Annotated in this window: 20 protein-coding genes and 1 riboswitch; of the genes, 9 read left to right on the top strand and 11 right to left on the bottom strand. The window is 35.8% G+C overall.

What is annotated here, in order from left to right; translation table 11 throughout:
• Positions 1 to 84 precede the first annotated feature (84 nt).
• Entirely contained in the window at positions 85 to 789 is a 705-nt protein-coding gene (locus tag ACWV26_RS08475; RefSeq protein WP_455897907.1) for a CpsD/CapB family tyrosine-protein kinase, read from the bottom strand.
• A gap of 789 nt (positions 790 to 1,578) precedes the next feature.
• Here ACWV26_RS08475 and ACWV26_RS08470 point away from each other — a divergent pair.
• Both ACWV26_RS08470 and ACWV26_RS08465 read left to right on the top strand, forming a co-directional pair.
• On the top strand, positions 1,579 to 2,295 hold the full coding sequence (locus ACWV26_RS08470) for an acetyltransferase (RefSeq protein WP_455897906.1): 717 nt from the start codon (positions 1,579 to 1,581) through the stop codon (positions 2,293 to 2,295).
• A 306-nt stretch (positions 2,296 to 2,601) separates the two neighbouring features.
• Positions 2,602 to 3,768 (top strand): acyl-CoA dehydrogenase family protein, encoded by a 1,167-nt coding sequence (locus ACWV26_RS08465; RefSeq protein ID WP_455897905.1) that lies wholly within the window; start codon positions 2,602 to 2,604, stop codon positions 3,766 to 3,768.
• 211 nt (positions 3,769 to 3,979) lie between these two features.
• Here ACWV26_RS08465 and ACWV26_RS08460 read toward each other — a convergent pair whose 3' ends face one another.
• Complete coding sequence (locus ACWV26_RS08460) at positions 3,980 to 4,570, bottom strand: peroxidase-related enzyme (protein WP_455897904.1); 591 nt, start codon at positions 4,568 to 4,570, stop codon at positions 3,980 to 3,982.
• Between the two features lie 211 nt (positions 4,571 to 4,781).
• On the opposite strand from ACWV26_RS08460, the gene ACWV26_RS08455 reads away from it, so the two are divergent.
• The 4 genes from ACWV26_RS08455 to ACWV26_RS08440 all read left to right on the top strand — a co-directional run bounded on the left by ACWV26_RS08455 (position 4,782) and on the right by ACWV26_RS08440 (position 9,381).
• Positions 4,782 to 5,192 carry a hypothetical protein gene (locus tag ACWV26_RS08455; protein WP_455897903.1) on the top strand — a complete coding sequence of 137 codons (411 nt, stop codon included), beginning with the start codon at positions 4,782 to 4,784 and terminating at the stop codon, positions 5,190 to 5,192.
• A 527-nt stretch (positions 5,193 to 5,719) separates the two neighbouring features.
• On the top strand, positions 5,720 to 6,883 hold the full coding sequence (locus ACWV26_RS08450) for an NAD(P)/FAD-dependent oxidoreductase (protein WP_455897902.1): 1,164 nt from the start codon (positions 5,720 to 5,722) through the stop codon (positions 6,881 to 6,883).
• A 29-nt stretch (positions 6,884 to 6,912) separates the two neighbouring features.
• Complete coding sequence (locus tag ACWV26_RS08445; protein ID WP_455897901.1) at positions 6,913 to 7,878, top strand: ornithine cyclodeaminase family protein; 966 nt, start codon at positions 6,913 to 6,915, stop codon at positions 7,876 to 7,878.
• Between the two features lie 33 nt (positions 7,879 to 7,911).
• A complete protein-coding gene (locus ACWV26_RS08440) occupies positions 7,912 to 9,381 on the top strand; it encodes a sodium/proline symporter (RefSeq protein WP_455897900.1) in 1,470 nt (489 codons plus the stop codon).
• 96 nt (positions 9,382 to 9,477) lie between these two features.
• On the opposite strand, the gene ACWV26_RS08435 is transcribed toward ACWV26_RS08440, so the two are convergent.
• The 9 genes from ACWV26_RS08435 to ACWV26_RS08395 form a co-directional block, all read right to left on the bottom strand.
• Positions 9,478 to 10,554, bottom strand: coding sequence for a tartrate dehydrogenase (locus ACWV26_RS08435; protein ID WP_455897899.1), 1,077 nt, complete (start codon positions 10,552 to 10,554; stop codon positions 9,478 to 9,480).
• 23 nt (positions 10,555 to 10,577) lie between these two features.
• Positions 10,578 to 11,558 (bottom strand): hydroxyacid dehydrogenase, encoded by a 981-nt coding sequence (locus ACWV26_RS08430; protein WP_455897898.1) that lies wholly within the window; start codon positions 11,556 to 11,558, stop codon positions 10,578 to 10,580.
• Positions 11,559 to 11,579: 21 nt separating this feature from the next.
• The gene (locus ACWV26_RS08425; protein ID WP_455897897.1) at positions 11,580 to 12,773 is read right to left on the bottom strand and encodes a thiolase family protein; all 1,194 of its coding nucleotides are present in this window, start codon (positions 12,771 to 12,773) and stop codon (positions 11,580 to 11,582) included.
• A gap of 47 nt (positions 12,774 to 12,820) precedes the next feature.
• On the bottom strand, positions 12,821 to 13,969 hold the full coding sequence (locus ACWV26_RS08420) for an acyl-CoA dehydrogenase family protein (protein WP_455897896.1): 1,149 nt from the start codon (positions 13,967 to 13,969) through the stop codon (positions 12,821 to 12,823).
• A 15-nt stretch (positions 13,970 to 13,984) separates the two neighbouring features.
• Positions 13,985 to 14,761 carry an enoyl-CoA hydratase/isomerase family protein gene (locus tag ACWV26_RS08415; RefSeq protein WP_455897895.1) on the bottom strand — a complete coding sequence of 259 codons (777 nt, stop codon included), beginning with the start codon at positions 14,759 to 14,761 and terminating at the stop codon, positions 13,985 to 13,987.
• A 32-nt stretch (positions 14,762 to 14,793) separates the two neighbouring features.
• Entirely contained in the window at positions 14,794 to 15,474 is a 681-nt protein-coding gene (locus ACWV26_RS08410; protein WP_455897894.1) for a 3-oxoacid CoA-transferase subunit B, read from the bottom strand.
• Complete coding sequence (locus ACWV26_RS08405) at positions 15,458 to 16,159, bottom strand: CoA transferase subunit A (protein ID WP_455897893.1); 702 nt, start codon at positions 16,157 to 16,159, stop codon at positions 15,458 to 15,460. The genes ACWV26_RS08410 and ACWV26_RS08405 overlap by 17 nt, the downstream gene beginning before the upstream one ends.
• Positions 16,160 to 16,188: 29 nt before the next feature.
• Entirely contained in the window at positions 16,189 to 17,034 is an 846-nt protein-coding gene (locus ACWV26_RS08400; protein ID WP_455897892.1) for a 3-hydroxyacyl-CoA dehydrogenase, read from the bottom strand.
• An 86-nt stretch (positions 17,035 to 17,120) separates the two neighbouring features.
• Complete coding sequence (locus ACWV26_RS08395) at positions 17,121 to 18,602, bottom strand: aldehyde dehydrogenase family protein (protein ID WP_455897891.1); 1,482 nt, start codon at positions 18,600 to 18,602, stop codon at positions 17,121 to 17,123.
• 292 nt (positions 18,603 to 18,894) lie between these two features.
• Positions 18,895 to 18,939: riboswitch (PreQ1 riboswitch) on the top strand.
• A gap of 167 nt (positions 18,940 to 19,106) precedes the next feature.
• Here ACWV26_RS08395 and ACWV26_RS08390 point away from each other — a divergent pair.
• The 3 genes from ACWV26_RS08390 (at position 19,107) to ACWV26_RS08380 (ending at position 21,050) form a co-directional block, all read left to right on the top strand.
• Positions 19,107 to 19,640, top strand: a complete 534-nt coding sequence (locus ACWV26_RS08390; protein ID WP_455897890.1) for a VUT family protein — start codon at positions 19,107 to 19,109, stop codon at positions 19,638 to 19,640.
• A gap of 15 nt (positions 19,641 to 19,655) precedes the next feature.
• The gene (queC, locus tag ACWV26_RS08385) at positions 19,656 to 20,312 is read left to right on the top strand and encodes a 7-cyano-7-deazaguanine synthase QueC (RefSeq protein WP_455898208.1); all 657 of its coding nucleotides are present in this window, start codon (positions 19,656 to 19,658) and stop codon (positions 20,310 to 20,312) included.
• Between the two features lie 204 nt (positions 20,313 to 20,516).
• Positions 20,517 to 21,050, top strand: coding sequence for a ribonuclease H-like YkuK family protein (locus ACWV26_RS08380; RefSeq protein ID WP_455897889.1), 534 nt, complete (start codon positions 20,517 to 20,519; stop codon positions 21,048 to 21,050).
• Positions 21,051 to 21,885 lie beyond the last annotated feature (835 nt).

Raw genomic sequence — 21,885 nt, 5'->3', positions numbered from 1 at the left:
AAAAAAGCATAAAAAATCCAATGAAAAATAACTTTTTTTCATTGGAACTTTTTTATTAGGTCTTTTCGATTATACGTTTATTTTTTATTCGTTTTCGTATGCGTAATAATGATTTCTTTCTAATCTGTGATTATTTAATACTGCTCCTATAATTTTAGTATTTGAGCCTTTCAATAATTCTAATGTTTTTCGTGCTGCCTCTTTTTTTGTAAGGCCAGAATTTAATGCAAGGATTGTACCGTCACATTGATTTGCTATTAACTGAGCATCAGTCACTGCTAAAACAGGCGGTGCATCAAAAATGATGTAATCATATATTTGCCTTAATCTTTCAATTGTATCGTCCATCGCCTTAGAACCTAATAGATCAGCTGGATTAACAGGGATCGGTCCAGATGGCAAAAGGTCTAAATTAGGAATTTCAGATGGTTTAATAGCTTCTTCCAAAATAGCTTGAAATGTCAGGATATTTGATAAACCAACTGCATTATTAATCTTAAAAGTATATTGCATTGTTGGTTTGCGTAAATCTGCATCTATTAGTAAGACACTATTTCCCTCTTCTGCAAAAAGACATGCTAGGTTTGCGGATATTGTTGACTTTCCTTCGCTCATAGAAGATGAAGTAACTAATATCGTTTTTAATTCATTTACTGGCATAGAAAATTTAATATTTGTGCGTAATGTCCTAAATTGTTCAGAAATTACTGATTTTGGGTTTGTTCTAACGATTAATTTCCGTGCTATTTGTTGAAGTCTTTGATGTTTCTTTTTTTTAATTCTCGACATTTGCTACACTCTCTTTCTATATGAATGATGGTATGTTGATGCAATTTCTCAGATGAATGAATTTATTAAACTTAAAATTTGGGATTCAAGAGTTTTCAAAATCTTTATCATTTCAACTTCATTAAACATGGAAATTCTTAATAGTATACTGAGCTAGAATATAAAAAATACTAATCAACAATAAATTAATGTGGATTGAAATTATGCCGAAACTTATACTAAATCATTAATTATAATTAAAATCATTATTTTTAGAATATGGTCTAATTTGCTGTAAATGATAGTACCTTATACAGGAAATTTGAAAAGACTAAGGGGGATTCTTTCTATAACATTGAACTAAAAATTAAATACCTAAATATAAAAAGTAATTCTAACTTGTAGGATGCAGTTTTTGTTCTGCAGCTATCTATTCCAATTTATTTACTAAATAACAAGACGACGTAAATCTACTTAAATATTTGCTAAAAAAGTTAGATTTGTAAGCTTAAAATATATATACTCATAGATCACTTAATTTGAAATGCATATCAATATTAATTGGTGCTTTATTTATTTCCACAACAAATATAGAATTGATTCTTTTTGATTCTATATAAAATAACTTTTTTACTAATGACACGCTTCTCCGTAGTAGTCTAAATTTGGATTTTTAGGAACTAAAAAAACGAAATCAATAAAATGAATAGGTGTGAATAAGTTTTTTAACATATTAACGAATTTTTATTCATATCTTTATTTAGGAAAATTGGAGGATAAAAAATTTAAAAGATAAGGTGAGTGGATACTATGGATAAACCGATTAAGAGTGGAGAAAAGTTAATAATTGTAGGTGCAGGAGAGCTTGCAGAAATTGCATATGAATATTTTACTTACGATTCACCATATGAAATAGTAGCTTTTACGGCTGATAAAGAATATATAAATAGGGACAAGCTTTATGATTTACCGGTGGTTCCTTTTGGCGAAGTACATCTAATTTATCCAGCAACTAAATATAAAGCCTTTGTTGCAATTCCTTATACTAATTTTAATAGATTGAGGATGAGATTTTATTATGAAACGAAAAATAAGGGATATGAGTTAGTATCTTATATTAGCTCTAAGGCTTTTGTTTGGAAAAACGTAACAATCGGTGAAAATTGTTTTATCTTTGAAAACAACGTATTACAGCATCATGTTACTGTGGGGAATAACGTTATTTTGTGGAGTGGAAACCATATTGGACATCGCTCTATTATTAAAGATAATTGTTTTATTTCTTCACATGCAGTTATTGCAGGAAACTGTGAAATTGGAGAAAATTGCTTTATTGGAATAAATAGTACATTTAATGATGAAATAACTGTTGGAAAGGATTGTTTTATTTCTTCAGGAGCATTAGTAATTAAGAACACTGAAGAAGGAAAAATATATAAGGGCAGCCCTGCAAAAGCATCAACTATTGATGTTTATAGATATTTCAATATTGATCATGAGCAAGTCTTTAATAAGAAAAACCATTAGTAATAAATGTATTTGCTTAAAAATGTAAGTGCTATTTTCCCAGTAGATTATCCAATTTTCTTTATGCGGAATTTTAGGATTGATGCCAACTCGCGATAATCTTTACTTAGAATTTGAGTTTATTCTATAATAACATTTACATAATTCCACTTATATTGGCTTCAATATTAATAATAATTACATTCACTTGTTTTAAGATGTAATCACCCAATTCACCTCTTTACAAAATGGAGGTTTCGAAATCAAATAGGAGTTGATGGATGAAACTAGTTGGAACCATAACGAATTTGGAAGTAGGGATAATAAGTGGTAATTGCGAAGAAAAATAAGCAAAATTACAACCAGTTAATGGAAAGTGCAAAAAAAATTGGGCAAATTGCTGAAGAGGAAGCTTATACAGCTGATGAAAATGCTACTGTTTCTCCTAACGTTATTAATGCAATAATAGAAGAAGGAATTAATAAATTAATTTTGCCGAAAGAATATGGTGGTCCTCAGATCGATTTTAAAACGTTCGCTGATATGGTTAAAACAATAGGCTATTACAATTTATCTGCTGCTTGGTTATCATACTTCTTTTCAGTGCATAACGCATGGGTAGCTTTTTTACCAAAACATCGAATGGATGAAATTATTTATGACGGAGGACTTATTGCCGATGTTTTTGCTCCAGTTGGCAAGGTAGAAAAGTGTGACGGTGGATTTATATTATCTGGTACATGGAATTACGTAAGTGGTGTCAATTATTCTGGATGGATTTCAGTAGGTGCTAGGTATCAATTTGATAATGAAGAAGAACCTGAATCGATAGGCTTATGTATGAGAATATCGGAACTTAACATATCAAAAGATTGGAATTCATTGGGCTTAAGGGGATCAGGTAGTAATACAGTAAGTATAGAAAACGTATTTGTTCCAGACGATATGGTTATTCGCTTCTCGAAAATAGTACAAAATAGAAAGCCTTTTAATCTAGAAGTAGACGAAGATTATTTATTTTATAATGCACCGTTTTATGCTGCTTTCTATTTTGGGTTTGCTTCTATGTGTATAGGTGCTGCACAAAGAGTACTTCATGAATTTAAAGTTCGCACTTCGAATAGAATTCGTACTTCTGGAATTGAAGAACATAAAACGAGCAGAAGTCAACGTATTCTTGCAAAGTTAACACTTATGCATAAGGCTTCTGAAGCGATGATGAATGAATACATTAACATGTTAAATGAAGATGAAGGGCAATACGATCCATCTATTTACCACGCTCTTAGGGTTCAGATAATTCGAAATTGCGTGGATATTTCTGTTGAAGCAACTCTTTCGCTTGGAGCATCTGCATTAAAAAGAGGAAATCCCATTGAAATGATGATGAGAGACTTAATAACGATTGGTACACATATAACGTCCCTTTACGAAGATGGTATCGAGGCATTCGGCAAATATTTATTTGGATTTAAAAGTTATCAACGCGGATAAACCTAAAAATAAATTGATTGGTTTGAATTATTAAATTAAAAAAGAGGCATATTCAATTTTCCATATTGAATATGCCTTTGTTTAATTTAACTTTAAACTTCCCTATCTTATGATACGGTTCACTTTGATGTATCAAAGATAGGTATGACTAATTCCATTTTACAGTTATTCTTTTCGTTGCTTTATAAATTTTTCTCCAATTTCTCTGCTTTTATCTATTATTCGAATAATGCTGAGGATTTGGGATAGCTCCGATTGTACTTACCCAACGATTTGTATAATTGAAGAATCCGGCTACAAAAGCGGCTTCTAAAATTTCATGATCATTAAATCCAACTGCTCTTAAACGGTCTACTTCTTCTGTAGTAAGTTCAGCTACGTTTTTCGTCGCTCTGTATGCGTAATCGCAAAGTGCTCGTTGCTTCTCAGAAAGCTTAGCAGAGCGGTAATTATAGGTTAGCTTATCTACCCATTCAGGATTTTTTGTCAATCCGCGCAATGCATCGCTATGGGTGGTTAAGCAATAATTGCAGCTATTTGTGGATGATACGACAAGCCCAATCATTTCTTTATCGATATTACTTAAATAGCAAGTTTCTGGATTAAATAAGGATTGCTTGAATTCTAAGAATCCTTTAAATTGCTTAGCATTTAATGGCAATATTTTAAACAAATGATTGATGAAGCCTTGCTGTTCCATTTGTCCCTCAAGTGCTGTATCAAACTCTTGCTGTAATTCTTCTGGTATTTCTGCCTCATTAGGTGTATCTAAATAAGAATACTTTTGTTCATACTTTGACATCTCAAACACCCCTATTCTCAGGTATTAAGTCCACCAATTTTAATTGATCATATCATGTCAAATTAATATCGTAAATAAAACCTATATTATTATAATGAATCTCGAATCTCAGACAAACTCATCTTCTATTTTACAAATTTCTATTTTGTTAGATAAATCCCAAGGAACATTTGCATATATTGTAATACAAGACTAAAAGGAGGAGTACATGATGGGCAATGTTAGAGGACTATCCGCTGTTCAACGCGAATTAATCAGGGAAATTGTAAAACATCCGAAAGGCACAATGCCTGGCGTTATTTATAAAAACTTTGATGCACAAACATGGGAGATTCTAAAAAGAGCCGATCGAATTAATGGCGTGACGAACGGTGGCGCGATCTTTCAGATGTTAATGAGTTTAGCGAAAGATCCAAGCATTTATGATCAAGAAGTTGAAATACAAGAAAAAGTAGAAGCTAAACAAGAACCAGTGCCTATAATTAAAGTTCAGGATGAATTAGACTTTATTATCGAAGAGGCCATCCTCTCATTTAATTCCGAAATTCAAAAAGCCATTGAAGACATCAGCTTGAAAGTGTTTGATGAAGTTAAAAATAAAATAAACGACTTAGAAGATTAACTACAGAAAAAATAATTTTTCTCTATATAACAATCCAATAACATACATTCATAATTTCTGAGAATACTTAGAATATTAATCTCAATAGCATAAATTATATGATTATTCAAAACGGATGGTTACGTCAATCCTACTATTAATGGATTGGCGTCTTTTTTATTTTAGTTCGGTATGTATTTGTATCAGATTCTTGAATCTTTTATGCCAAAGATAGTATATGACGTTTTAGCTCTAAAAATGTCTTTTTCAAGTGGTGTTTTTATGGAACAGTCGTTGCTTTTTTGATAGGCGCTTTCCACTTTACTTTTTGAATATCAAATTTGAACCTGTTTAATCCTTATCTGCGAAAATTGATATTCTGCATCGGTTTCAGTCATACTACCTTGCCGTTCCTATTTTTCTTATCTTTCATTGCGAAATCTTTGTAGCCAATTTCTTTTTATGTTTTATTAATTTACTTTTGTTTAAGCTCATATATTTATAGAAGTTGCATATTTTCTAGCTAATAAGACGAGCGGAGGGATTATATGAAAAATGCAGAGATCATCATTGTTGGTGGTGGTGTAATGGGCTCAAGTACAGCCTATTCACTTCGAAAAATTGGGTTTGAAGGTAGAATTATTGTTTTTGAGAAAGATCCTATTTACGAATATTCTTCCACTTCGAGAAGCGCTGGAGGGATTCGCCAACTCTACACTACAGCTATTAACATTCAAGTTAGTCGCTATAGTTTACAGTTTTACAAAAGCTTTCCGGAGACAATGGCGATTGATGGTGAGCCGTTTGAAATTGATTTTCGTCAAAGGGGCTATCTTTTCTTAGGGACTGATGAAATGCTTCCTGCTTTTGAGAAACAAAAAGTACTGCAAAATCAGTTGGACGTCCCATCGGAATTGCTTTCAGCAAATGATTTACTTCACATTATCCCAGAATTAAATATACAAGATCTTGAAGGTGGGATATATTGTCATGAGGATGGGTATCTTGACCCCTATTCTGTCATGCAAGGATTTAAAAAAAATGCACAAAAATTAGGTGTGGAGTATATTTCAGAAGAAGTTGATACAATTCTAACATCTCTAAATTGTGTAACAGGTGTTCGATTAGTAAATGGCGATGAATATTATTCAAAAATTGTCATCAATTGTGCTGGCGCATGGGGTGTATATTTAAGCGAAAAAATTGGGATTCCACTTCCTATTCATCCTTTGAAACGTCAAATTTTCCAATTCGATACTGCTGTACCATTAATTAAAGATTTACCATTGACTGTCGATCCAACTGGGGTTTACTTCCGTCATGAAGGCAATAAAATTTTGAGTGGATTCTCAGAAAGTGTGCCACCTGGAATTGATTTTACAGTTCAAAAATCTCTATTCTACGATGAAATGTGGCCTGTCTTAGCTCATCGGGTAAGAAATTTTGAAAGAGCGAAAATCACTTCGTCATGGGCAGGTCTATATAGCTTTAATACCGCTGATCATAATGCGATTATAGGCCGTCATCCTTTGATGCAAGGGTACTATATGGCGTTAGGATTTAGTGGTCATGGCATGCAGCAAGCACCCGCTGTCGGACAAGGATTAGCTGAATTGATTCACTTAGGAAAATATGAAAATATCGATTTAACCCCGCTTCGATTTGAACGCTTTGCAGAAAATGATTTGGTGTTAGAGGATGCAATTGTTTAACCAATTTAAAAATTTTAGGGGGTTCTAATTTGCTGATTTTAAATGATACCGATATTTCTAAGTCTATTTCCATGCAAGAAGTCATCCAAGCAATAGAGGAAGCGTATGAACTTTGTGAACTAAATGATTTTAACATGCCCATGCGGAATCAAATTCAAGATCATAACAATTCAATGCTTCTTATGCCTTGTTTTGCAAAAGATTCAAGTGGTATTAAAATCATCAATGTGAACCCGAATAACCGAGAGTATCCTGTCACCCAAGGCGTTATGATGTTACATGATCGTCAAAGTGGTGCATTAAAAGGCATCATCAACGGGACAGTTTTAACAGGTATGAGAACGGGAGCAATTGGAGGCGTAGCAATCAAGTATTTAGCGAACGAGGATGCTACATCTGTTGGTTTAATTGGTACAGGTTTTCAAGGTTTTTATCAATTAATTGCTGCATGTGCAGTGAAAAATATAAAAGAGGTTTATTTGTGGAATCGAACTTCTGAGAAACTTCCTTCATTTATAGGGAATTTAGCGAAGCACATTTCACAAGACATCACCATTTACGTTGTAGATACTCCGTCTCAATTAATCGAACAATCTGATATTATTATTACATCAACCACATCGAATAATCCCGTTTTAGATAATACAAAAGATGCATTTAATGGAAAATGTATAATTGGAATTGGCTCCTATCAGCCTCAAATGAGAGAATTTTCTGAAGCCATCTATGAAAATTTAGATGTCTTATACGTCGATACTCTTGATGCAATAAAAGAAAGTGGCGATATCATTGATCCGCTTTTGCATCAATGGTTAGAAACATCACAAATCATTCCATTTTCAAAAGTAATTACGCAAAAAGTTAAGCCTTCGTTTTCAGCGCACCGCCCAACTGTTTTTAAATCTACTGGTATGGCGCTCTTTGATTTGATTGTTGCAAATCGAATATTTGAACAAGCAATAGAAAAGCAAATCGGACAATATATTTATCTATAAACATTTCACTTTCCAAAAGAAGGGAATGATTATTTGAATACTGTCGTGCTTGTCGAATTTATAGTGTATTGCGTATTTATGCTTGTCATTGGCTATTACTTTAGTAGGAGGGATATGGGTCACTCTGATTTTCTACTAGGCGGTAAACAAATCCCTGGATGGGTACTTGCCTTTTCTGAACGAGCAACCGGTGAATCTGCATGGTTATTACTCGGATATACTGGTTTTGTATACTCTACAGGTTTATCTGGCATATGGGTAGCTATTGGGATCGCGTTAGGTATTTGTTTTTCATGGTTATTTTTAGCAAAGCGATTTATGGAAGATGCAGAGAAATACCAAGTCATGACACTTCCAGGCTACTTAGCCAAAAGGTTTCCAAGCCATGGTAAAGTGATTTTATGGATTTCTACTATACTAATTTTTAGTTTTATGATGTTCTATTTTGGTGCACAAATTGCTGGTGCTGGTAAAACACTCTTTACAGTTTTCGGAATTCATACAACCGTGGGGATGCTAATTAGTATTACGATTGTTATACTTCTCTCTTATGCAGGTGGGTTTGTCAGTGTAGCTTGGACGGATATGATTCAAAGTTTAATGATGCTTGCTACACTCGTCATTCTTCCAATCGTTGCCCTATATAATATTTACACAGGCGACCTTTCCATTAGCCATTCTTTAAGTACTTCTGGCTCCCATATTAATTCATGGACAGGTGGGGTAACTGGATTTGCATTAGGTCTTCTATTATTTAATAACTTTGCATGGTTCTTTGGTTTTCTTGGTGGCCAACCACAGTTAAGTTCTCGTTTTATGGCTTTAAAGAATAAAAAAGAAGCGAATACAGGTACAATCGTTGCCATTGTATGGACAATATTAGCATATGCAGGGGCATTTTTAATTGGCATCACTGCAATTACACTGTATCAAGATCATCAATTTGCAGACGTAGAAACGATACTACCATATATGGCGCTTGATTTACTACCTCCATGGGTTGCAGGACTATTACTTTCAGGGATTTTGGCTGCGATTATTTCAACTGCCGATTCACAACTACTTGTGATGACGAGTTCTGTAAGTGAAGATATTGTGGCAAAAGCAATGGGTAAAAAGCTATCTGAAAAACAACTAGTGAGGATTTCAAGAATTACAATTATCTTCGCAGGACTTGTTGGTTTGCTTATTGCTTTAACATCAAAATCACTCGTGTACTTAGTTGTCAGCTGGGCATGGGCAGGGGTTGGCTGTACCCTATCACCAGCCATTATCCTAACCTTTATATGGAAACGCTATTCTGGCATCGGGGTAATTGCGACCATTTTTGCAGGCTTCATCAGTACTATAATCTGGATATCCACGCCACTAGAAGAAATTATAAGTTCACGATTTTCAACATTTGTTTTTGCAACACTCTTTGGAATCATTTTCAGTCTTCTATTCCCAGATAAGCAAAAAGTACAACAAGATACAGAAAAGCATGATGATGTAATGGCATGATGATTCTTACGTAAAATAAGTCATTCTGTTTATCTATTAATTCAATCAAAAAAGCGGCTAGAGTTTATAACTCTACGCCGCTTTTATACATATCTCTTACCCAAGTTTTGTTTTTAATTTTTGACAAATCGCATCGCCAACTTGTTCGGTTGTTGCATTGCCACCAAGGTCTGGAGTGACTACTTTTTCTAGTAAAACTTCTTCCATCACATCAATGATGGCTTTTGCAGATTCTGGATGTCCAAGATGATCAAGCATCATACTGGTGCACCAAATCGAAGCAAGTGGATTAGCGATACCTTTTCCTGCAATGTCAGGTGCAGAGCCGTGTACTGGCTCGAACATGGATGGATAGTTCTTTTCAGGGTTAATATTAGCAGATGGAGCGATTCCAAGTCCCCCTACTATTGCTGCACCTAAATCTGTTAAAATATCACCAAATAGATTTGATGCAACTACGATATCCATCGTTTCTGGTTTACTAACGAAAAAGGCTGCAAGTGCATCGATATGAACAGTATTGCTTGTTATATCAGGATATTCTTGATTGATTTTTTGTACATATTCATCCCAAAACGGCATTGTATGATTGATTCCATTTGATTTTGTCGCAGCCGTAACATGTTTTCTTTTTCCTTTTTGTCGAGCCAATTCAAATGCATAACGTAAAACTCTTTCTGTACCTTTTTTAGTAAAGACGGCATTTTGAATAGCCATATCTAAATCAGTTCCTTCATAAATACGACCGCCAATGTTGGAATACTCACCTTCGTTATTTTCACGAATCACGATAAAATCAAGATCTTCTTGTGTTTTCCCTGCGAGTGGGGATTGTATCCCTTTTAGAAGTTTTACTGGACGTAAATTAATATATTGTTGGAATTGTCTTCTGATTGGTAAAAGTAATCCCCATAGTGATACATGATCTGGTACACCTGGATATCCTACTGCTCCTAAGAAGATGGAATCAAGATCTTTTAATTGATCCAAACCATCTTCAGGCATCATGCGACCATTTTTTGCATAGTACTCGCAACTCCAATCGAATTCTTTATATGATAAAGAAATTCCACCATGAAGATTACAAACCGTATCTAACACTTTTTTTCCTTCTCTTACAACATCTACGCCTATCCCATCTCCAGGGATTAAAGCAATTGAATATTGATCCATCGTCATTCCCCTATTCCTTTTACTTAATTTAGTACTTCTGGGTTTGCAATATATCGAGGGCGTTTACCTGTTAATCTGTTTATGACATTTTCAGCTACTGTTGTTGACATGATCAAGTTACTTTCAATCGTTGTCCCACCAACATGTGGTGTCAAAATGACATTTGGTAAGCCTAAAAGCGGATGATCCTCATTTAGAGGCTCCGGATCAAAAACATCAAGCCCTGCTCCCCTAATTTTACCATTTTTTAAATAGTGATATAAGTCCTCTTGGTTAACAATTGCGCCTCTTGCTGTATTAATGAGAAAGGAAGTTGGTTTCATTAATGAGAATAAACTTTGGTTAATCGAATACTTCGTATGCTCATTTAAAGGAATATGGATGGATATAAAATCACTTTGACGAAACACTTCTTCCATGTTCGTATTAATTTTTACACCCATTTGATCTGCATCTTGATGTTTTTCTGGTTTATATTCTCTTACCCAAGCTGTCACTTCCATACCAAAGCCTAAACTAAGTGTTTTAGCTACTTCTTTTGCGATGTTTCCAAACCCAATAAGACCTACTTTTTTCCCTTTTAATTCAATGGACGGAATTTCCATTCTCGAATTATAATTTCCCTTTTTCATTTGCTCATGGAAAGGAATGACGGATTTTGCTAACGCCATCAAAAGCATAACAGTATGCTCCGCAGTCGATATTTTATTTACCGCAGGAGCGTGTAATACAGGGATTCCTTTTTTGGTGGCATGCGACACATCGATATTATCTAATCCTACTCCTGCACCTGAGATTACTTTTAAGTTGGGGTTCGCATTAATAATTTCTTTCGTTATTTTAGCAGGTGCTCTAAGAACAATACCTTCTACGTCTTTTGCGAGTTGACATAGATGATCAATATCATATTGGTCTGTTCGGACAACTTCTGCACCCTTTTGTAGAATCTCTTCCCCAGCTGGATGATACATGGAGAGAATCTGTAAAACTCTTGGTTTGCTCATCGTGAATCCTCCTAAAACTTACTAAACTCGTAGATTTTCTACAATTGTTGCAATGCCTTGACCGCCACCAATACATGCTGTGATTAACCCATATTTTCCACCTATTCTTTCCAGTTCATTCATAATTTTCACAGTTAAAATAGCACCTGTACCGCCGATTGGGTGTCCTAATGCGATAGCACCACCATTTACATTAAGTTTTTTAGGGTTAATCTTCAACTCTTTCACAACGGCAAGTGTTTGTGCCGCAAATGCTTCATTTAACTCAATTACATCCATATCATCAAGCGTAAGTCCTGCTATTTTTAAAGCCTTCAAAGTTGCAGGTACAGGACCAATTCCCATTATTTCTGGCGCTACTCCGACAGATGCTTGCGCAACAATACGAAGCCTAGGTGCTAATCCTCTTTGCAATGCTATTTCTTCTGACATTATAACAAGTGCTGCAGCGCCGTCATTTCGGCCGCTTGAATTGCCAGCTGTTACAGTACCATTCGTTTTAAATACAGGTTTTAATGATGACAGTTTTTCTATGCTTGTTAAACGAGGGTGTTCATCACAATCAAAGTAAGTTAATTCTTTTCTTGTTTTGATTTCATACGGGACGATTTCATTTTTGAATTTTCCTTGTTCTATAGCAACTGCTGCTTTTTGTTGACTCTCTAGAGAAAATTCATCTTGTTCTTCACGACTAATCTTGTATTTATAGGCTAGATTTTCAGCTGTTAAGCCCATTGTTAGATTCCCGTACACTTCTATTGGTTGTGCACGTGGTTGACTTTCTGTGTTGGAGTCGACTAGTTCTGCGTTACCTGCTCCGTAGCCATACCGCGCTTTTCGTAAATAATACGGTGCGTTACTCATACTCTCTGCCCCACCAGCTAAAATTACATCTGAAATGCCACACATTATTTGCTGTGCCGCGTTATTGATTGCTTGAAGTCCAGAACCGCACTGGCGATGAACTGTATATCCTGCAACGGTGATTGGTAGGTCCGCTCTCAATGCAGCAAGCCTCGCTAAGTTTGGCACATCTGCGCTTTGCTTGGCATGGCCCCATACCACTTCTTCAACTTCAGAAGGATCGATATTACTTCTTTTGATTGCTTCACGCATTACTTTTTCAGATAGAAAATCAACCTCAACGTCTTTCAATGTTCCACCCATACGACCGATCGCAGTTCGAACACCATCAATGATTACTGCATATGTCATTTGTACACCCCCGTTAAAAATGAACAGAATTTTATTCCATCAGTTATCTATAAGAATTCTCGTTTTAATTCCGCTGCAATGATGTTTTTCTGAATTTGACTTGTACCTTCATAGATTTTCGTAATTCTTGCATCTCGGTAAAAACGCTCGATTGGATAGTCTTTCATATAACCAATTCCTGCATGAATTTGAACAGCTAGATCAGCTATGCGGTTGTACACCTCTGAACCGTATAGTTTAGCCATTGCTGCTTCTTTCACAACACGTTTTCCTTGATCTGCCATCCAGGCAACACGGTATGTGATGGAACGTAGTAGTTCAATTTCCATTGCCATATCTGCAAGCATATGCGAAACGGCTTGTTGTTCGAAGATCGGCTTATTAAATTGAACTCGTTGCATTGCATAATCCATGCTATGTTCTAGTAATTTTTCACAAGATCCAAGGTTTCGAGCAGCTAGTCCTGCACGACCGTTTGCAAGGATTTTTAATGCATTGACATAGCCTTTTCCTTCCTCACCAAGTACATTTTCCGCTGGCACTTCTAAGTTTTCAAAGAAAAGTTCTGCTGAATGTGAACCACGAAGCCCCATTTTTTTCTCAACTTTTCCTACAATAAAACCTGGAAAATTTTTTTCAACGATAAATGATGTGATTCCTTTAGCGCCTTTACTAGGATCTGTCACTGCCATTACGGTGAAGATATTGCCACAAACTGCATTGGTGATATAGTGTTTTGAGCCATTGATAATATATTTGTCACCAACTTTTTCTGCTCTTGTTTTTAAATTAGCTGCATTCGAACCTGCACCTGGTTCTGTTAATGCGAACGCGCCAATCCATTCACCGCTTGCCATTTTCGGTAAGTACTTTTCTTTTTGCTTTTTCGTTCCTAGTTCGACAATGCCAACTGTACCGATTCCGGTATGTGCACCGATTAGTGTTGTATAGCCATTATGTGTTTTACCTAATTCTTCATAAATCGCACATTTGCCGACCATATCAAGTCCAAGACCACCATATTCTTCTGGAATACTTAAGCCAAATAAACCCATTGCCTTAGATTGCTCCACAATATGCGCTGGAATTTCGTCCTTCTCTTCTATTTCCATCGCTACTTTTTCTACTTCTTCTTGTACAAAATCATGTACTGCTTTTTTTAATAACTGAAGATCTTCGGATAATGAAAAGTCCAATTTACGTAAGCCCCCTTATTTTCCTTCGAAATTTGGTTTTCTTTTTTCGAGAAATGCTTGCGTCCCTTCCCTTTTGTCCTCTGACCCCATGAGAATGGTTTGGGAAAGTTTTTCTAGATAAAGTGCTGTTTCGATTTCAATATCCGCACCACGATTTACTGCAGCTTTGGCTAATCGCAATGCAAGTGGTCCTTTAATCTTGATCTTATTGGCATATTCAATTGCTTTTTCTATAAGTTCTTCTAGAGGTACAACACAACTTACTAGTCCTATGTTGACAGCTTGTTCTGCTGTGATTATGTCACCTGTTAGGACAAGCTCCATCGCTTTCCCTTTACCAATTGTTCGAGTTAATCGCTGTGTTCCTCCTGCACCTGGAATAATGCCAAGCCCAACTTCAGGAAGCCCCATTTTCGCATTTTGTGATGCTACTCGAATATCGCAAGCAAGAGCAAGCTCCAGTCCTCCACCCAAAGCAAAACCATTGATGGCTGCAATGGTTGGCTTGTCATAATCTTCAATTTTACGATAAGTGGTTGTCATATTTGGCTGAAGTGCATCCAACATCTTTCGCTGATTTAACTCGCGAATATCTGCTCCAGCAGCAAAAGATTTTTCGCCTGTACCAGTGAAAAGTATGACTTTTATATCTTGATTGGATTTCCACTCATCCAGTGCTTTTTCAATTTCTAGTAATGTATCTCGATTTAAAGCATTCCGTTGTTCAGGTCGATTGATTTTGATGAAGCCGATTCCATTTTCTTGTTCAACTACAATATTTGAAAAATTCATCTATAATTGACCTCCAAATTGTAAATTAATAATTATTCAACTTTCATCGTTTGTAGATCTCCTGAGATGATATAATTGGCATCCGTTATCACTTTAATTTCTTCTAACGTAGTGTCTTTTGCAATTTCGGTTAGCACCAATATTCCGTTTTCATTTTTAAAGACAGCTTTTTCCGTAACAATTAAATCCGCAGTTCGAATACCACTTTGTGGATAGGTTAATTTTCGAATAATTTTGGAAGCTCCATTTTTTGACACATGGGTCATGGCTATGATGATTTTTTTAGCACTGGCTACTAAATCCATTGCACCTCCAACGCCGAGAATGTCCTTACCTGGTACAGCCCAGTTTGCGATCTCGCCTTTCTCGCTAATTTGAAGAGCACCCATGACAGCGATATCTACATGTCCACCTCGAATCATTGCAAAGGAGTCAGAACTTGAGAAAATGGAAGCACCGACTTCTAATGTAATGGGTTGCTTGCTCGCACTAATGAGATTCATATCAATGTCTTCTTTAGGAGGGGTTGGTCCCATCCCAAGTAAACCGTTTTCCGATTGTAAGAATACTGCGTTATCTTTTTTTAAATAGTTTTGGATTAAAGATGGAATTCCCACACCAAGATTCGTTACAGCACCTGGGTGCAGCTCTTTTGCAATGCGCTTTGCGATTCGAATTCGATGTAAGGATTGCTTGTTATCTACTTCGTTCAATATATTCACCACCTACTTTTTCATAGCGATCATTTAAAACGATGAAATCAACATAGGCATGCGGCGTGACAATTTGCTCCGGATCCAATGTGCCAGCTTTCACAATTTCGTCGACTTCAGCAATGACAATGTCTGCTGCTGTTGCCATCATTGGGTTGAAATTACGCGCAGTTTTTGAATAGATAAGATTCCCCATCGTATCAGCTTTATCGGCTTTGATTAAAGCCACATTTGCTCGGATTCCTCTCACGAAAAGAAATTTCTCCCCATCAAAATCTCTTTCTTCTTTTCCTACTGCAAGCTCTGTTCCAACGCCTGTCCTTGTGTAAAAACCAGCAATCCCCGCACCCCCTGCCCGAATCGCTTCAGCTAATGTGCCTTGAGGAACGAGTTCAATTTCTAACTCTCCTTTATTCCAAGCTTTTACTGCATCTCTGTTTGTGGTGAAATAGGAACCAATTGCTTTTTTGATATGTTTTGAGATTAAAAGCTTTCCGAGCCCTTTCCCCGCTTCTCCTAGGTTGTTGCTAATGATGGTTAAATCTCTTGCATGGTCTGATTCTGTGATGGTATCGATGATTGTAAATGGCGTGCCACAAATACCAAATCCACCCACTAATAGCCGATCACCTTTTTGAATCTTATCGACTGCTTCTTTTGCTGTTATTTGTTTTTCGCAGTGCATATTAATACACCTCCATTGCTACAAAGTTTTTACTCGTATTGATAGAACCCCGCACCTGACTTTCGACCAAGTCTTCCTGCTTTTACATATTTGATTAATAATGGACATGGTCTATATTTTTCGCCTAATGTTTGGTACAAATATTCCATATTACGAAGTCTTGTATCTAAACCAACTAAATCCGCTAATTCTAAAGGTCCCATTGGATGATTTAATCCAAGTTTTAAGGCTTGATCGATATCTTTAGCTGAGGCTACCCCTTCCATCAGCATATTCATCGCTTCATTACCAATTAAACAATTCATCCGGCTTGTTACAAAGCCCGGAAATTCGTTTACTTCTACTGTTTCTTTTCCTAGCTGTTTTCCTATTTCTTTTGTGATAGCGACTGTTTCATCGGATGTCTCAAGCCCTCTAATAATTTCGATTAACTTCATTTTGTGAACTGGATTAAAGAAATGCATTGCAATACATTTCTCAGGTCTTGAAGTTTGCGCGCCAATTTCTGTAGGACTCATTGTGGAAGTGTTGGTTGCTAGAATTGTATTTTCAGGACAGATTTGGTCCAACTTCTTAAAGATTTCAATTTTTAGATCTATTAGCTCAAATACGGCTTCAATCACAATAGCCGCATCTTTTGCAGCATGTTCTAAATCCGTTGTATACGCTAAATTTTCGATAGCCTGTGTAACCTGAGTATTTGTTATAAAGTTACGTTCGGCACTTTTTTTCAATTCTGATTCAATGTAATCCTTTGCCTTGTCCAAATTTTCTTGATTGATATCATTTAGCACAACTCGAAAACCGCTAATTGCAGCTGTATAGGCGATTCCCCGTCCCATTACACCAGATCCTACTACGGTAAGTTTTTTCAATTCCTGCACCCCTATCATATGTAGATAACCTGCAATCATTTTTTCACAATTACAGGTTTATTAGTATATTCTATTAACTTGATAGTTTAATTATTATCAATTTGAGCCCTTTGTAATTTCCCGCTAAAATCTACATAAACTGCTTTCCATTCAGTGTAAACATCAAGTGCTGCTACACCTGAATCTCGGTGGCCATTCCCTGTCCCTTTTGTGCCCCCAAATGGCAGATGAATTTCAGCTCCACTTGTACCAGCATTAATATAGACTAGACCTGTATCTAAATCTCTCATTGCTGCAAATGCCTTGTTTACGTCTTTTGTATAAATTGCACTAGAGAGTCCAAATTCCACACTGTTATTCACTTCAATTGCTTCTTCTAAACTATTGACAGTAATTACCGAAACAACTGGGCCAAAAATTTCCTCTTTTGCGATTCTCATATCAGGTGTTACATTGGTGAAGATTGTTGGGGCATAGAAGTTTCCTTTGTTCAAATTATTTTCAGTTACAATTTTTCCGCCAATGAGTAGTTTTGCACCTTCATCTTGGCCGATTTTCACATATTCATCGATTTTCTCAAGTGATGAACGGTTAATCACTGGGCCTACTTTTACGGACTCATCCAAGCCATCGCCCATTTTCAATTCTTGAATGCGACTAATTAGTTTGTATTCCAGTTGCTCTTTCACTTCTTGTTGAACGATTACTCGACTTGTAGCTGTACATCTCTGGCCTGCTGTACCAAATGCGCCCCAAAGGATGCCTTCTACTGCTAAATCAAGGTCAGCATCTGCCAACACCGTAATCGCATTTTTGCCACCCATTTCAAGTGAAGTTCTCTTTAATAATGCACCAGCTCGTCCGTTAATTTGCTTTCCTACTTCGTTGGAGCCTGTAAATGAAATGAGATCAATTTCTGGGTGGTCGACCATTGCGTTGCCAACTACGCTACCTGAACCATTCACTAAATTAATCAGTCCTTTGGGTAGCCCTGCTTCTTCATAGATTTTGACAAATTCTTGTGCAACCATTGGCGTTTCTGTTGCAGGTTTCCAAACAACTGCATTACCTGAAACAAGTGCAGGAAGTGACTTCCATGAAGCAATGGCAATTGGGAAATTCCATGGTGTAATAATCCCTACAACACCAATTGGAACACGAACACTCATCGCAAATTTGTTTCGTAATTCAGATGGGATTGTGTCACCAAATAGACGACGCCCTTCTCCCGCCATATAGTAAGCCATATCGATTGCTTCTTGGACTTCGCCACGACCTTCATCGATGACTTTTCCCATCTCACTTGTTAGGATTTGAGCAATCACTTCTTTTCTTTCTCTTAATAGATGAGCTACTTTATATAAAATTTCTGCCCGTTCAGGAGCAGGAACTAAACGCCAAAGTTTTTGAGAACTTTTCGCAGCTTTGACTGCTTTTTCCACATCTTCAATAGTAGATTGAGTAACTTCAGCCAAAACCTGTCCATTTGCTGGATTTACAACAGGGATAAATTTACCAGTAGAGCCTTCAGACCATACACCGTTAATGTAATTTAATATTTTTTCCAATTGTGTATCCCTCCATTGTTTTGATATTCAATTCCACTATATTCAATTGACCTTTTAATTATTTTTAGAACGGTATATAAATTGGACAAATTTTGACTTACATCTGTGTAGATTTATTGATGTAGGGTGTTGCTTAAACCGCTGAAAAAGTATGAATAGTAAAATAGTTTAATTAGAATTATGACAGTACCAGTTTCGGATTAAGTTTTGCAGATATTAATAAAAAATAAATTAAACAAATGCCCAAAAGTGTGTTACTATTGCTAATGAATTGAATAAACTTTTACTAATGGTAAGAGAGGTTCTAGATCAACCCTCTATAAAAAACTAGGGATAAACTATATTTTTAGCGATATAGTTTTTTATTTTGCTAGAATCCTTCTTGTTTTTAGAAATAAGAGAGGAGATGTACATATGTATTTTTAAATAGTGATCTGTTTGTTACATAACTTGTTTGATTCTTTTAGTAAATGAAAGAAATCACTATTTAAAGGAGTTTTTTTAATGACAGTATTTTTCTATCTTTGTGCAATTGTTCTGGCAAATGTGATTACAGCTAGCTTTGCACCTTTACAACTAGGTGTGTTTATTATTCCTTATGGGTCATTTTTGATTGGGGCAACTTTTATCTTGCGGGATTTGGTTCAAAATAAATATGGAAAGAAAACAACCTATCTATTTATAGGCCTTGCCTTATTACTTTCTGCGATTTCAAGTTACTTGCTTGGTGATACACTATGGATTGTTTTTGCTAGCGCCGTAAGTTTTGCTATTTCTGAGACAACGGATACGGAAATTTATTCACGCATAAAATCATCCATTAGCATGCGTATTCTTTATAGTGGGATTGTGGGTGGTATTTTGGATTCTACTGTATTTGTAATCTTAGGATTATCACCAATTGGAGCTGGATTTGTTCCTTGGGATGCAGTTTGGATGGCGATTTTAGGTCAAATTATTATTAAAATTATCATGCAATTCTTAGGAGTACTTGTTCTTCAGTTTACGAAATTAACGAAAACAGAATTTGCAAATTAAGGGTGAAATATTATGTTGAAAGATGAAAAGGCGATTGTTGTATTTAGTGGTGGTCAAGATAGTACCACTTGTTTATTTTGGGCTCTAAAAACATTTAAAGAGGTTGAGGCAGTAACCTTTAACTACAATCAACGACATGCAACAGAAATTGATTGTGCGAAAGAAATTGCCAATGATTTAGGTGTCAAACATCATATTTTAGATATGTCTTTATTGAATCAATTAGCGCCAAATGCTCTTACTCGTGACGATATCGAAGTAAAAGCTGGTGAAGATGGAGAGTTACCTTCCACTTTTGTTCCCGGACGTAATTTACTATTCATTTCGTTTGCTGGCGTTTTAGCCAATCAAATTGGTGCGAAACATATCATTACAGGTGTATGTGAAACCGACTTTAGTGGCTACCCAGACTGCAGAGATGATTTTGTGAAATCATTAAATGTTACATTGAACTTAGCGATGGATGAACATTTAGTGATTCATACGCCTTTGATGTGGTTAGACAAAGCAGACACTTGGAAACTAGCAGATGAACTTGGCAGATTAGAATATGTCCGTACCAAAACTCTGACTTGCTATAACGGGATTAAAGGTGATGGCTGCGGTGAGTGCCCTGCATGTGAACTGCGTTCGAACGGATATGAACGGTATATGGCAACAAAATCAAAATAATATACAGATGCTGATCTCCTGAGGTCAGCATCTTTTTTAATTCCCCATAGGAAACTAGTGCAAAATTATGCCTGGACTACTTCAAATGTAAATATCTTTACAAATCGCAAACAATACCAGAGTCATTTCTCCCGCACGCGTTAAATATATTTAAATATAATATCATAAGCAATTCTATTCCAATAAGGAAAGAAGCGGTGACAGATGGGTAATCCAATTCAGTACAATCCTTTTCAAAATCTGCAAGAAAAAAATATGTCATTTGAAGACGTATTCCATCATATTGTTGACTTCATGAGGGGAGATCCTAAAGGAAATTACCGACTTATTGTAGGCACCGATTCGCAAGTTCATAAAACAACTACCGTATTTATCACCGGAATCGTGATTTTGAATGAGAGTCATGGGGTATGGGCCTGCATCCGAAAAATCATTATACCTAGGAAAATGCTTCATCTACATGAGCGGATTTCTTTGGAGCTTTCCTATACAGAAGAAATTGTCTCCATGTTCACTGAAGAAAAGAAAAAATATTTGATTGATATTGTTCTTCCGTACATCTATGAAGGATCCTCCTTTACTATGGAAGGTCATATCGATATTGGAGCAGGCAAACGAAACAAAACAAGGGAATTTGTACAAGAGATGGTAGCACGCATAGAATCCATAGGAGTGGAGCCTAAAATAAAACCAAATGCGTTTGTGGCCTCTCATTATGCGAATCGGTATACAAGATAGATAGAACAACTTCGCATACGAACAAAATCATTTAAACTACTCTTAAAAACTTGAAAAAGAGCCTGAGCCACCATATACTAATAAGAAAAGGACCATCTAATATTCGCCTATTAAATGGTCCAATAAATCGATAGTTGGTCCCTTTTTGGGGTACTGACTTAAAGGTATAAGTAACCCATCCGTAGTTTTAAACTTGGAAGGGTTATTTTTTTTGGTTAAACGAAAGAATCATAACGATTAATGTTCCAAAGGATATAGCAAACATCAATGCCTCACTTACCGTCAATCGCACCACCTCCCAAGTCTCCATGCAAATAATCATGCAGACAAAATATGAAGATGCGACGCAGTTAGTCTGCGAATAAAGCCTCTTTGTCTTTTTCAATCCCCCTACTAGTTCCATCTATCTTAATAGAATTATACCAAACATTTGTTCTACTTCATAGTATTATGGCAATATCTATCATTTTCAATAAGAAATACCTAGAAAAATTTAAATCTGATACAAAATAAATTTTTCATTGAGTCAAAAGTATATTGCTTTTATATCTGAGCAAGCTGTGTTGATATCTAACAATAGATTTATATAGAACCACATTTAGTAAATTTATATTGAATAATCCTAAATACTCAATTGTGTAAAAATACCTACAATCACATTCAAAACCCAAAAACATCCCTTGACAGTCTCAAGTATTTCCTACTAGGAAACCAACGCCTGTATAGGTATAAAATACAATTTTTGTATAATTAACAAAATATAAACACTATCTTAATATTATGATGTTATATTCTGTAGGGGACTAGTAGAGTCAAAAAATTCAGAAAGATAGGT

Source organism: Rummeliibacillus sp. JY-2-4R, from assembly GCF_053847205.1.
The sequence above is the reverse complement of the archived record's forward strand: the minus strand, read 5'-3'. Positions and strand labels throughout refer to the sequence as shown.